Annotated in this window: 11 protein-coding genes; 7 read left to right on the forward strand and 4 right to left on the reverse strand. The window is 61.4% G+C overall.

The window, feature by feature from the left end; translation table 11 throughout:
• Positions 1-105: 105 nt before the first annotated feature.
• The 7 genes from ACJ8J1_RS06985 (at position 106) to ACJ8J1_RS07015 (ending at position 7,594) form a co-directional block, all read left to right on the forward strand.
• Positions 106-1,548 carry a GGDEF domain-containing protein gene (locus ACJ8J1_RS06985; protein WP_033643152.1) on the forward strand — a complete coding sequence of 481 codons (1,443 nt, stop codon included), beginning with the start codon at positions 106-108 and terminating at the stop codon, positions 1,546-1,548.
• A 104-nt stretch (positions 1,549-1,652) separates the two neighbouring features.
• The gene (locus ACJ8J1_RS06990) at positions 1,653-2,003 is read left to right on the forward strand and encodes a DUF1428 domain-containing protein (RefSeq protein WP_025302905.1); all 351 of its coding nucleotides are present in this window, start codon (positions 1,653-1,655) and stop codon (positions 2,001-2,003) included.
• Between the two features lie 11 nt (positions 2,004-2,014).
• Positions 2,015-2,488 carry a VOC family protein gene (locus ACJ8J1_RS06995; protein ID WP_004938077.1) on the forward strand — a complete coding sequence of 158 codons (474 nt, stop codon included), beginning with the start codon at positions 2,015-2,017 and terminating at the stop codon, positions 2,486-2,488.
• 27 nt (positions 2,489-2,515) lie between these two features.
• Positions 2,516-3,205: a VIT1/CCC1 transporter family protein gene (locus ACJ8J1_RS07000; RefSeq protein ID WP_033643151.1), complete on the forward strand. Its 690-nt coding sequence runs from the start codon at positions 2,516-2,518 to the stop codon at positions 3,203-3,205.
• Between the two features lie 109 nt (positions 3,206-3,314).
• Complete coding sequence (locus tag ACJ8J1_RS07005) at positions 3,315-4,652, forward strand: D-serine ammonia-lyase (protein WP_033643150.1); 1,338 nt, start codon at positions 3,315-3,317, stop codon at positions 4,650-4,652.
• 395 nt (positions 4,653-5,047) lie between these two features.
• Positions 5,048-6,403, forward strand: a complete 1,356-nt coding sequence (locus tag ACJ8J1_RS07010; RefSeq protein ID WP_033643149.1) for an aromatic acid/H+ symport family MFS transporter — start codon at positions 5,048-5,050, stop codon at positions 6,401-6,403.
• Positions 6,404-6,415: 12 nt separating this feature from the next.
• A complete protein-coding gene (locus ACJ8J1_RS07015; protein WP_016927657.1) occupies positions 6,416-7,594 on the forward strand; it encodes a 4-hydroxybenzoate 3-monooxygenase in 1,179 nt (392 codons plus the stop codon).
• A 64-nt stretch (positions 7,595-7,658) separates the two neighbouring features.
• Here the strand turns inward: ACJ8J1_RS07015 and ACJ8J1_RS07020 are convergent, their stop codons facing one another.
• The 4 genes from ACJ8J1_RS07020 to tet(41) all read right to left on the reverse strand — a co-directional run bounded on the left by ACJ8J1_RS07020 (position 7,659) and on the right by tet(41) (position 12,550).
• Positions 7,659-9,095 (reverse strand): 6-phospho-beta-glucosidase, encoded by a 1,437-nt coding sequence (locus ACJ8J1_RS07020; RefSeq protein ID WP_096242273.1) that lies wholly within the window; start codon positions 9,093-9,095, stop codon positions 7,659-7,661.
• A gap of 128 nt (positions 9,096-9,223) precedes the next feature.
• A complete protein-coding gene (locus ACJ8J1_RS07025; RefSeq protein WP_033643147.1) occupies positions 9,224-9,958 on the reverse strand; it encodes a MurR/RpiR family transcriptional regulator in 735 nt (244 codons plus the stop codon).
• A gap of 258 nt (positions 9,959-10,216) precedes the next feature.
• Positions 10,217-11,173 (reverse strand): sulfonate ABC transporter substrate-binding protein, encoded by a 957-nt coding sequence (locus ACJ8J1_RS07030; RefSeq protein WP_033643146.1) that lies wholly within the window; start codon positions 11,171-11,173, stop codon positions 10,217-10,219.
• 198 nt (positions 11,174-11,371) lie between these two features.
• Positions 11,372-12,550 (reverse strand): tetracycline efflux MFS transporter Tet(41), encoded by a 1,179-nt coding sequence (gene tet(41) / locus ACJ8J1_RS07035; RefSeq protein WP_069100141.1) that lies wholly within the window; start codon positions 12,548-12,550, stop codon positions 11,372-11,374.
• Positions 12,551-12,591 lie beyond the last annotated feature (41 nt).

Consider the following 12,591-nt stretch of genomic DNA (forward strand, 5'->3'; position numbering starts at 1 on the left):
AACTGGCAATAATAGGCGGGTCGGCCGTTTATCTTCTCCTCATCGTCGACGGTTGTGACACGCAAAGACTGTCACCTTACGCTAGCGGAAGTCTCTGGATCCAAGATGCAAACCACCTCGTTGTCCGATACCCGGAAAATCTGGCCCGCGCTCAGCTTTTTTTTGCTGGTGTTCGCGCTGTGTCTGTTGGGCATCGTGAGCCGGCCCGGCAGTTTTCTGGCGATATTCTGGCCGGCTAACGCCGTGCTGCTGGCCGTTTTGGTGCGCCGCTCACGGTGGGCCACGCGCGCCGATTGGGGCATGGCGGTGTTGGGGTATCTGGCGGCGGATCTGCTGACCGGCAGCTCGCTGGAAAAGGCGCTGTTGTTGAACGCCGCCAATCTGGCCGGCGTGGTGGTAGGGTATCTGTTGTTCATGCGCCTGCCGCCGCCGGCGCGCACGCTGCAGCGTGGCGCTTCCAGCATGTATTTGTTCGGTATCTGCCTGGCCGCTGCCGCCGTTACCGGCGTTGTGGGCGCGGCGGCCTCGCAGTGGCTGTTCGGCCGACCCTATCTGACCTCGCTGGTGCTATGGTTCTCGTCTGAATTCACCAACTACGTCACGCTGATGCCATTCATTCTGGCGTTTCCCGTCGATTGGCGGCATCGGCTGCGCGCGGCCTGCAGTATGCTCTCGCAGCGCAGCCAGTGGCCAATTGCGGGGCGAAAACTGGCCGTGTTGGCACTGCTGGTGTTGGCGGCGGTGTGCAGCGTGCTGATTGGCGGCCCCGGCGCGGTGATCTTTCCCATGCCGGTGCTGCTGTGGCTGGCGATGTCCTTCTCACTGTTCTGCACCATGATCGCGGTGCTGGTTTACGTGCTGTGGTGCCATCTGGCGATCGATTTCGGGTTGCTTAGCACCACGCTCGACATGAAGGTGCTGCAGAACGCGGTATCCATGCGCCTGGGCATCGCGCTGCTGGCGCTGGGGCCCATCGCCGTGGCCAGCATGAACTATGCGCGCAACGCGTTGTTACGCACGCTGGAGCACGTGGCGAATCACGATGCGTTGACGCACGTGCTGACGCGCAATGCGTTTATGCAACGCGGCGAACGGTTGATAGACCAAAAGGGCGAGCTGGTGTGCGTCATGATGCTCGATATCGACTATTTCAAATCGATTAATGACCGTTTCGGCCATGCCGGCGGCGATCAGGCGCTGATGGCCTTTACCCGCGCGATCGCCGCCGATCTGAGCGTCGGTGACCTGTTCGGCCGCATGGGGGGCGAAGAGTTCGCCATCGTTTCGACGCTCGGCCAGCCGCAGCAGGGATGGCAATTGGCCGAACGCCTGCGGCAACGCATCGAAACGGAGTCTATCCTCATGCCGGCCGGGCATCCGCTGCAGATCACCGTCAGCATCGGCATGGTGACCTGCCCGGGCGGTTCCGGCCAAAGCCTGGCGGATCTGCTGAAGCTGGCGGATCTGGCGGTGTACAAAGCGAAAAACGCCGGCCGCAACCGGGTCGCCACACCGGAATCGTCTCCGCCGGCCTGTCACGGCCGCTGAACTTCCGATCCGCGCTGCGTGCCTGCGGTCTAAACTGGTAAGGGACGCGGGCATTTCCGCCTGCGCCGAACCGACTGTCCTTAATCAGACAAGAGGATGCCAGAATGAAATACGTAGACGGGTTTGTGGTGGCGGTGCCGGCCGCCAATAAGGAGGCTTATCACCGGTTGGCGGCGGCGGCAGCGCCGCTGTTCAAAGAGTTTGGCGCCACGCGCATCGTGGAGTGCTGGGGCGATGACGTGCCCGATGGCAAGCTCACCGACTTTCGCGGCGCGGTGAAAGCCCAGGAAGACGAAGTGGTGGTGTTCAGCTGGATAGAGTACCCCTCCAAAGCGGTGCGCGACGCCGCCAATGAGAAAATGATGAACGATCCGCGCATGAAAGCGCTGGGCGAGATGCCGTTCGACGGCAAACGCATGATCTTCGGCGGTTTCGCGCCGATCCTCGATGCGTAAAGGAGGCGCAGATGGCCAGAATTACGCAACATCTGTGGTTTGAAAAAGACATGGAAGCGGCGCTGAATTGCTACGTCGCGCTGATCCCCGGTTCGTCCGTGAACTGGTTTTCCGATCTGCCGGCGGATACGCCGAGCGGCCCGGCCGGCAGCGTGAAGCTGGCCTCCTTCACTCTGGGTGACCAGCGCTATGCGGCGATCGAGGCCGGGCCGTTGGATCCGTTCAATCACAGCTTTTCCGTGATGGTGGAATGCGACGATCAGGCGGAGGTTGACCGGCTGTGGGATGCGTTGAGCGAGGGCGGCGAGGCGGAGCAGTGCGGCTGGCTGCGCGATCGCTGGGGGCTGTGCTGGCAGATCGTGCCGCGGCGCCTGACCGAGCTGATGAACGACCCCGACGCCGCCCGCGTGCGGCGGGTCACGGAAGCGATGCTGCTGATGGGCAAAATCGACATCGCCGGGTTGGAAGCGGCGGCGCGCGAGTAGCGCAACGCTCACAGAGGGAGAGAACGGATGCACCGAGAGCGGCACAGTATTGAACGCATCGGCTGGCTGCGGGCGGCGGTGCTCGGCGCCAACGACGGCATCGTCTCAACGGCCAGTCTGCTGCTGGGCGTCGCGGCGGCCAGCGCCTCGCATTCCACGCTGATGATCGCCGGCGTCGCCGGGTGGGTGGCGGGCGCGATGTCGATGGCCACCGGCGAGTATGTGTCGGTCTCGTCGCAGGCGGATACCGAAAAGGCCGCGCTGGCGGAAGAGCAGGCGGAGCTGCTTGAAGACTACCCGGGGGAGTTTCGCGAACTGACGTCAATCTACGTGCATCGCGGTCTGGATCCGGCGCTGGCACGGCAGGTGGCGGAAAAGCTGATGGCGCATGATGCGCTGGAGGCGCACGCGCGCGACGAACTGGGTATTTCCTCCGCCACCCGCGCCCGGCCGCTGCAGGCTGCGTTGGCGTCGGCCCTGAGTTTCTCCCTCGGCGCGCTGTTGCCGCTGCTGGTGGCGATGTGGGTACCGGTCGCCTGGACGCGGCCGGCGCTGGTGGCGTCGGCGCTGATTTCCCTCGGCGTTCTCGGCGGCATCGCCGCGAAAACCGGCGGGGCGCCGATCTTGCCGGGCGTGGCGCGCATCCTCATCTGGAGCGCACTGGCGATGGCGGTTTCTTCCGGCGTCGGCCTGCTGTTTGGCGTGACGGCCGGCTAACGTCGCGCTTGCATCAATCTAGTGCACCTCAAGCTCAGAATTTATCATTTGTCAGCCGCCGGCGTTCGCGGCAAGGTGACGGCAACGCCAACATCAGTCAGGGACACTTATGCAGAAATCACAGATCCTATCGTGGGTCGCCCAGCATCCGCTGTTGCAACGCATGGTCGCGCTAGAGCCGATCACCTGGTTCAATCCGCGCGCGACAACGCTGGCCGCAGGGTTGCCCCACGTCGGGTTGACCGCCGCCGACGTCGCCGACGCGGAGCAGCGCCTGGCGCGTTTCGCGCCTTATCTTGCCGCGGCCTTCCCGGAAACCCAACCGACAAAGGGGATCATCGAATCCGAGCTGGTGGCGATCCCGGCCATGCAGCTCGCGTTGGATCGGCGCTATGGGCAGACGTTGGGCGGGCGCCTGCTGTTGAAAAAGGACAGCCATCTGCCGATTTCCGGCTCAATCAAGGCGCGCGGCGGCATCTATGAGGTGCTGACGCATGCGGAGAAACTGGCGCTGGAGGCGGGGCTGCTAAAGATCGGCGACGACTACGCCCGACTGTTTTCCGACGAGTTCCGTCAATTCTTCAGCCAGTACCGCATCGCCGTCGGATCGACCGGCAATCTGGGATTATCCATCGGCATCATCAGCGCCCGGTTGGGGTTTGACGTCAGCGTGCACATGTCGGCGGACGCGCGGGCGTGGAAAAAACAGAAGCTGCGCGACAATGGCGTGACGGTGGTGGAATACGCCGACGATTACGGCGTGGCGGTCGAACAAGGGCGCAAACAGGCGGCGGACGATCCGAGTTGCTTCTTTATCGATGATGAAAACTCGCAAACCCTGTTCCTCGGCTACGCGGTGGCTGGCGGCCGCCTGAAGCGGCAGTTTGCCGAACAGGGTATCGTGGTGGACGCGCAGCATCCGCTGTTCGTTTATCTGCCGTGCGGCGTCGGCGGCGGGCCGGGCGGAGTCGCCTTTGGCCTCAAGCTGGCGTTCGGCGATCATGTTCACTGCATTTTCGCCGAACCGACCCATTCCCCTTGCATGCTGCTCGGCGTCTACAGCGGGTTGCATGACGGCATTGCGGTGCAAGATCTCGGCATCGACAACCGCACGGCGGCGGACGGACTGGCGGTGGGGCGCGCCTCCGGTTTTGTCGGCCGGGCGATGGAGCGCCTGCTGAGCGCGTTTTACACCCTGAGCGACGAAGAGATGTTCGCGCTGCTCGGGCTGTTGGACAGGCACGAGCATATCCAGCTGGAACCCTCCGCCCTGGCCGGCATGCCCGGGCCGTGGCGCGTTGCCGCTCACGCGCGGCAGCTCAGCGAGCAGGGCGTGAGCGCGGAGAGCCTGGCCCAGGCGACGCATCTGGTATGGGCGACCGGCGGCGGCATGGTGCCGACGGCGGAAATGGCGAAATACCTCGCCGCCGCGCAAACGGCGCCGTGAGTCAATAGCGCCGAGGCTTGCGCTCGTTTCCTGTTTTTAGGCGGCGAGCGCGGTTTGACAGGCGCCGGTTCCCTCCGGCCCAGGGTCAACGTCAGACCGGGCGCTCATGATGTTTTTAAAATGTTAACAAAATCACAACTCCCCATGCCGCAGTCACGGCTTAAATCTCCATATCCAATTAATAGTAAATAAAATTATTTTATTTACCGCTTTCTGATGTTCGTTTATCGCACGCTTATTTTTTTAACAATATTGAAGCATTTGCCGTGGGGTGGTTTGATTTGATTGTCGATTAACGAACTATATTCCGATAATCGCACAAATTAACCCTCTCGCCGGCTCGCAGCCGGCTGTTCCGTGCGGCGAGGTTTGCCGCACTCTCTGAGGAGCAAGCCATGCCGCATGATAACAACGTAGAAATTCGAGGGTTTATCGATAACCAGCCATTTTCTCGCTACCAGTGGTTGATACTGGCTTTGTGTTTTTTGGCGGTCGCGCTGGACGGTTTCGATACCGCCATTATCGGCTTCATCGCCACGTCGCTGGTGCAGGAGTGGGGAATAGACAAAACCGCGCTGGGGCCGGTAATGAGCGCCGCTCTGGTCGGTCTGGCGGTAGGCGCGTTGGCCGCCGGCCCGTTGGCGGATCGCATCGGCCGCAAGAAAGTGCTGGTGATTTCGCTGCTGCTGTTCGGCGGCTTCAGCCTGCTGACCGCCTTCGCCGGCTCGCTTTCGGCGCTGACGCTGCTGCGTTTTTTGACCGGGCTGGGACTGGGGGCGGCCATGCCGAACGCCGCCACGTTGATGTCGGAATATGCCCCTCAGCGCTGCCGAGCCCTGATGGTGAATCTGATGTTTTGCGGTTTCCCTCTCGGTTCGTCGCTGGGCGGTTTTTCTTCCGCCTGGCTGATCCCGCATTTCGGCTGGCAGAGCGTGCTGGTGCTGGGCGGCGTTATGCCGTTGCTGCTGGCGCTGGTCCTGATCGCCGCCTTGCCTGAATCCGTGCGCTTCATGGTCGCGCGTGGCTATGCCGCAGAGCGCATCGCCAAGGTGCTGAAGCGCATTGCGCCGATCCGAATGACGCCGCCGCCGCACTTCATGTTGCAGGAAGAGGGGCTGGTAAAGGCAGCGTCGCCGCTGGGCATGATCTTTTCGCGTCGCTATCTGCTGGGCACGTTGATGCTGTGTCTGACTTACTTCATGGGATTGATGATCTTCTATCTGCTGACCAGTTGGCTGCCGCTGCTGATCCGTGAAACCGGCGCCTCCGTTACGCAGGCGTCGCTGATCACCGCGCTGTTTCCGCTCGGCGGGGGGCTCGGCGTATTGATTATCGGTTGGTCGATGGATCGCATGAACCCGCACAAGGTGGTGGCCGTCGGCTATTTGCTGACCGGTTTGTTCGTCGGCATCATCGGCTATGTCTATACCTCTCCGCTGCTGATGGCGCTCACGGTGTTCATCGCCGGCACCTGCATGAACGGCGCCCAGTCATCCATGCCGGCCCTGGCGGCCGGGTTCTATCCCACCCAGAGCCGGGCGACCGGCGTGGCCTGGATGCTCGGTCTCGGGCGTTTTGGCGGCATTCTGGGGGCGATGAGCGGTGGCGTGCTGATGCAGATGCAGCTGTCGTTCAGCACCATTTTCACGCTGTTGGCCATCCCGGCGCTGATCGCGGCGCTGGCGCTGCTCGCCAAACACCTTTCCGGCGGCTACCCGGCGCTGCCGGCGCCGCTCAACAAAATGCTATGAGGGAGTCATGCTATGCGCACACAGGTTGTGATCATCGGCGCCGGTCCGGCCGGCTTGATGTTGTCCCATCTGCTGCACCTGCAAGGTGTGGAATCGGTGGTGTTGGAAACGCGCAGCCGGGAGGCGGTGGAATCGACCATTCGCGCCGGGGTGCTCGAACAGGGGACCGTCGATCTGCTCGAGCAGACCGGATTGGGGGAGCGGATGCGGCGGGAAGGGGCGCGGCATCAGGGGATCCGCTTGGCGTTCGGCGGCCGGCAGCACCGCATCGATCTGGCCGGATTGACCGAGCGCGCCGTCACCGTTTATGCCCAGCACGAAGTCTTGAAAGACCTGATCGCCGCGCGTCTGGCGGCGCAGGGCCATCTGTTTTTCGAGGTGGAGCAGGTTGAATTGAAGGCGCTGGACAGCGCGCAGCCCGAGGTTCACTACCGTCATGGCGACCAGCCGCGCCGGCTGCGCTGCGACTTTGTCATCGGATGCGACGGATTCCACGGCATCAGCCGCGCGGCGATGCCCGGCGGGCTGCGGCAGGATTACACCCGCACCTATCCGTTCGGCTGGTTCGGCATTCTGGTCGAAGCGCCGCCGTCCAGCGAAGAGCTGATCTACGCCTGCCATCCGCGCGGTTTTGCGTTGATCAGCACCCGTTCGCCCGGCGTGCAGCGCATGTATTTTCAGTGCGATCCTGCGGAACAGGTCGATCAATGGTCGGACGATCGTATCTGGCGCGAGTTGGAGCAGCGGCTGGAAAACCATGAAGGCTGGACGCTGAAAAAGGGCCGCATATTTCAGAAAAACGTGGTGGGCATGCGCAGCTTCGTTACCGAACCGATGCGCTACCGGCGCCTGCTGTTGGCGGGCGACGCGGCGCATATCGTGCCGCCGACCGGCGCCAAAGGGTTGAATCTGGCCATGGCCGATGTTTGCCTGTTGTCCCAGGCGCTGGAGACGTTTTACCGGCGAGGCGACTGGCAACGGCTGGACGATTACAGCGACACCGCCTTGCAGCGGGTCTGGCGCGCCGAGCATTTTTCCTGGTGGATGACCCACATGCTGCACACCCGGCGGGAAGACACGCCTTTCGAACACCGGCTGCAACTCTCAGAGTTGCAGTACACGGTGAAATCGCGCAGCGCCATGACGATGCTGGCGGAAAATTATGTCGGGGCGCCATTCCCGGCGATATAAGCGAAAACGCCCATGCCGTTCGGCATGGGCGAGAAGGGGCGTCACCGCCCCTGAGCTGCGGCGGTTACAGCTGTTCGCCGTTGCTGGCGATCACCCGACGATACCAGTCGAAGCTTTTCTTGCGCGACCGTTCCAGCGTGCCGGTGCCGTCGTCGTGTTTATCGACGTAGATGAAGCCGTAGCGCTTGCTGTACTCGCCGGTAGTGAACGACACGCAGTCGATGCAGCCCCACGGCGTATAGCCGATCAGGTCTACGCCGTCTTCAATCACCGCTTTTTTCATCTCTTCGATATGGGCGCGCAGATAGTCGATGCGATAGTCATCGTTGATCTGGCCATCCGCTTCCACCTTGTCGAAGGCGCCGAAGCCGTTTTCCACGATAAACAGCGGCTTCTGGTAACGTTCATACAGCACGTTCAGCGAATAGCGCAGCCCGACCGGATCGATCTGCCAGCCCCAGTCGGAGGCTTTGACGTGCGGGTTCGGCACGTTGCCCGGGAAGCCGAACATGCCGTCGCTGCCGTCCACCGCGTTGGCCTGCAGCGCATTGCTCATGTAATAGCTGAAGCCGATGTAATCGGTGCAGCCCTCGCGCAGGATCTGCGCATCCTGCGGCTGCATCTCGATCTTCAGCCCTTTGCGTTCCCAGTCACGCAGCAGGTAGCTGGGGTAGTAGCCGCGCATTTGCACGTCGGTATACAGATAGCGCTGGTGCATCGCTTCCACGGCGTACATCACGTCGTCCGGCTTGCAGGAATAAGGGTAGAACGGCACGCAGGCCAGCATGCAGCCGATCTTGAATTCCGGGTTGATCTGATGGCCGAGTTTGACCACCTGCGCGCTGGCGACGAACTGGTGGTGCAACACCTGGTACAGCGTCTGCTCGGGGTTGTCTTCCTGGGTATAGTCCACGCCGGAACAGCAGTAGCCGAACAGCGGGTAGCGGTAGTTGCTCTGGTTGTTGATTTCGTTGAAGGTCATCCAGTACTTCACTTTTTCGCGGTAGCGGTGCATCACCACTTCGCTAAAGCGCACGAAGAACTCCACCACCCGGCGATTTTTCCAGCCGCCGTAGGCTTTTACCAAATGGTAAGGCATTTCGAAGTGGGACAGGGTGATCACCGGCTGGATGCCGTATTTCAGCAATTCGTCGAACAGGTCGTCGTAAAACTGCAGGCCGGCTTCGTTCGGCGTTGCTTCGTCGCCGTTCGGGAAAATGCGCGTCCAGGCGATCGAGGTACGAAAACACTTGAAGCCCATCTCGGCGAACAGCGCCACGTCCTGCTTGTAGCGGCCGTAGAAGTCCACCGCTTCGTGGTTGGGATAGCGATAGCCGTCGAGCACGCCGTCGGTCATCACGCGATCCACGCCGTGCGAACCGCCGGACAGCACGTCGGCGATGCTTGGCCCTTTGCCGCCCTGATCCCAACCGCCTTCAACCTGGTGCGCGGCGACCGCGCCTCCCCACAGAAAATCTTTCGGCAACTGTTTCATCGTCAATGTCTCATCTTATTTAATGAAGGGTAATAACGTTCGCGTTGCCAATAGAGTAACAAGACCGAAAGAAATGTCACGATATAACAAATCGCCGTAAAACGTGATTTGTCACAATAAAAAAACAGCCTGTTTTATTTTATCGCGTTCATTCTTCCCAGGCGCTTGCCGATGGTTTCAATAATATAAAGCACGGGGATTTGCGTAGTAATATTATGATGATCGCCGATCAAGTGTTGCGGGACGTGATAAGACAGATTGAAGTCAGCCAGCCGCGCCAGCGAAGAGGTTTCGTTGTTGGTGATGCTGATGATTTTACAGTGGTGCAGGCTGAACTGGCTGGCCAGCCGCAGGATTTCTTCGGTTTCGCCGGAAACCGACAGCATGATCGCCACTGCGCTTTTATACATATCGCTGTTGACGGGATAATAAGGATCGTCGATATGGGTGCTGAATTTTCCGACGTTGGAAAAGAAACGCGCGCCATATTTCCCCAGGGCGCCGGAGGTGCTGATGCCGACGAAAATAATTCGCTCGGCGGCGGCGATATGCCGCACCGCTTCATCGAGCAGCTGATTAAATTCATCGTTGCTGACGCTTTTAAAAAAACTGAGAATTTCGCCGATGCCGGAATCGACCGGCGGCGCATCGGTTTGCTCCAGATACAGTTTGAAACGGATGCGAAATTCCGAATAGCCGTCACACCCCATTTTTTTGCAAAATCGCAGCACGGTGGTGGTGGAGACGCCGGCGGCCTCGGCCAGTTCGCGGATGGTCATGTACATCACTTGATTCTTGTGTTTGCTGACGTAGTTATAAACCATCAGCTCCAGGGCGTTGAGCGCGGCGATTGCTTTGTGGGTAAACATGAGTCGATCCGGCGGCTGAAAACGGGAAGCGTATCTGCGGGTTAACATAGCAAAATTCCCCGCTGCTGGCACTGCCGAACAAAAAAGAAAAGCCGCACCAGTCAGGGGCGGCCCAGGGTTCACGACGAACAAATAAAGCAAAACGTTCCGGAAGACATGCCATGAAAACGCGTTTCATCACACAGGGTTAGCATAGGTCAGCTTACTCCGGCGGCAAAATGCCGGTTTCTGCTTTCTAAAGCCAAAGCGCGGCAAAGGCTACGGCGCCTCGGGCTTATCTTCGGACCAGCGGGCGGCGTTGACGTCCACCTTACCCGGCAGCAGTCCGATGGCGGTGAATTTATCCGCCAACTGCTGCTGCTGTCTGAACACCTCCGGCGACATGCGCTGGCTGCCGAACGGCATGCGGGCGATGGCTCTGGCCCAAATCGCCTGATCCAGGCCGGTGCTCTGAGCGAGGATCGCCGCCGCTTCCTGCGGATGGCCGTTGGCCCAGTCGCTCAGCGCGCCGAGCTGTTGAATCACCTGCTTGGCGCTGTCCGGGTAGGTTTCGGCAAAGCGGCGGCTGGCGAGATAGAAGGTGTAGTGCGGCACCAGACCTTCCGCGTCTTTCAGCCGGCGGGCGTTGGCATGGGTTTCCACCTCGGCGTAGTAGGGATCCCAAATCACCCAGGCGTCGACGCTGCCGCGCTGGAAGGCGGCGCGGGCATCGCTCGGCGGCAGATAGACCGGCGTGATGTCCTTGTAGCTCAAGCCGGCCTGTTCCAGCGCGCTCACCAGCAGGTAATTGACGTCCGACCCTTTGTTCAACGCCACGCGTTTGCCTTTCAGATCTGCCACGGAGCGGATCGCCGAATCCTGCGGCACCACGATGGCTTCGGTTTTCGGGCTGGGCGGCGAATGCGCCAAATAAACCAGATCGGCCTTGGCGGCTTGCGCGAAGGCCGGCGGGGCGTCGCCGGTCGCCGCCAGATCGATGCTGCCGACGTTCAACCCTTCCAACATCTGCGGGCCGGCGGGGAATTCTATCCAGCGAACCTTGACGCCCTGCGGCTCCAGGGTTTTCTCCAGCGTGCCGCGGTATTTCAGCAGCGCAAAAATGTTGGCTTTCTGGTAACCGATGGTGATTTGTTGCGGTTTCTCCTGCGCGCCGGCCGGCAGGCTAAACAGGCCGAGCAGCAGGGCGGCGATCAGCGGCGTTGTGAGTTTTCTCATCCTGATTTTCCGATAGGCGAAGTGAACGGTAGCGATGACGCGCTGGGCGTAACGCCATGAAACGGCATTTAAATTTTCCTGCGGCGGGATAAGGGCGATGATAATGAGCGGCGCAGTGGCGTGTAAAGCGCCCGCTTATGCTGAATAATGCCTTGCTTAGCCATAAATCAGCTTAAGCGGGAGAGGGTGAGCTCGACGTTATGCCGCGTCACGCTCGCGCGAACGCGCCAGCAACAGCGGAACCAACAGATAGAGGGCGGCGGCCAACGCCCAGACCAGGCCCGGCCAGACATCGCGCGTGGCAGCGTACAGCGCCGTCGCCACCAGTGGCCCCGCGACGCCGATCAGGCTGCCCATGCTGGCCAGCGTCCCTTGCAGCTCGCCCTGATGATCGTCGTCCACCTTTTGCGCCATTAACGCCTGCAGCGCGGGCAGCGCCATACCGCCCGCCGCGAAGAACGGCAGCAAGGCGAAAGGTGCCCAGCCGCGCGTGGCGATCGACAGCAGCGCCAGGCCCATTGCGTCGGCGGCCAGGCCGATCAGCAGCGCCTGGCGTTCGCCGAGCCGCGCGACCAGCGGGCCGATGGCGAAGGCCTGCGACAGCGCATGGCAGGCGCCGTAACCGGCCAGCGACAGGCCCGCCACCATCATGCTCCAGCCGAAACGATCCTGACCGTATAAAATCCACAATGTGGCCGGCGCCTGCGAAACCAGCGCCATGATCAGGTAAATGCCGACCAGCGGCAGCAGGCCAGGCTTGCCGTGCAGCCGTCGCAATGACGAAAAGGGATTGAGGCGGATTTTCTCGGCGGCGCGGGCGCGCGGTTTACGCGATTCCGGCAGCAGGAAAAACGCCATCGCCAGGTTGACGGCGTTCATCGCCGCCGCCGCCAGGAAGGGCGCATGCAGATGCCACTCGCCTAGCGAACCGCCGAGCAGCGGGCCGACGATAAAACCGACGCCGAATACCGCGCCCACCAGGCCGAAACGCCGCGCGCGTTGACCGGCCGGCGTAATGTCGGTGACGTAAGCGGTGGCGACCGCCATGTTGGCGCCGGTGATGCCCGCCAGCAACCGGCCCAGATAGAGCCAGGCCAGCGTCGGCGCGAACGCCATCAGCAGATAGTCGGCCGCCGCGCCGGCGAGCGAGATGAGCAGCACCGGCCGCCGGCCGAAACGATCGCTCAGCGCGCCGAGGATCGGCGAGAACAGAAATTGCATTAACGCATAGGCCGCCAGCAGGGCGCCGTAGTGCAGGCTGCCGGCGTCAAGACCGCCCAGCGAACGTAACAACGCCGGCAGAATCGGCATGATCAGACCGATGCCCACCGCATCCAGCAACACCGTCAACAAAATAACCAGCATGGGTTTTTTCAAAATTGTGACTCTAACAGTGATAGAGTATTGAGTATTCCACA

Source organism: Serratia sp. CY37869 (genome assembly GCF_052168895.1).
Classification (GTDB): domain Bacteria; phylum Pseudomonadota; class Gammaproteobacteria; order Enterobacterales; family Enterobacteriaceae; genus Serratia; species Serratia ureilytica.

Excerpts from the sequence above, each read along its gene's own strand:
- ACJ8J1_RS07030 (WP_033643146.1), bottom strand. The coding sequence starts at position 11,173 with ATGAGAAAACTCACAACGCCGCTGATCGCCGCCCTGCTGCTCGGCCTG.
- ACJ8J1_RS07000 (WP_033643151.1), top strand. The coding sequence starts at position 2,516 with ATGCACCGAGAGCGGCACAGTATTGAACGCATCGGCTGGCTGCGGGCG.
- ACJ8J1_RS07010 (WP_033643149.1), top strand. The coding sequence starts at position 5,048 with ATGCCGCATGATAACAACGTAGAAATTCGAGGGTTTATCGATAACCAG.
- ACJ8J1_RS06990 (WP_025302905.1), top strand. The coding sequence starts at position 1,653 with ATGAAATACGTAGACGGGTTTGTGGTGGCGGTGCCGGCCGCCAATAAG.
- ACJ8J1_RS06985 (WP_033643152.1), top strand. The coding sequence starts at position 106 with ATGCAAACCACCTCGTTGTCCGATACCCGGAAAATCTGGCCCGCGCTC.
- ACJ8J1_RS07025 (WP_033643147.1), bottom strand. The coding sequence starts at position 9,958 with ATGTTTACCCACAAAGCAATCGCCGCGCTCAACGCCCTGGAGCTGATG.
- ACJ8J1_RS07015 (WP_016927657.1), top strand. The coding sequence starts at position 6,416 with ATGCGCACACAGGTTGTGATCATCGGCGCCGGTCCGGCCGGCTTGATG.
- ACJ8J1_RS07005 (WP_033643150.1), top strand. The coding sequence starts at position 3,315 with ATGCAGAAATCACAGATCCTATCGTGGGTCGCCCAGCATCCGCTGTTG.
- ACJ8J1_RS06995 (WP_004938077.1), top strand. The coding sequence starts at position 2,015 with ATGGCCAGAATTACGCAACATCTGTGGTTTGAAAAAGACATGGAAGCG.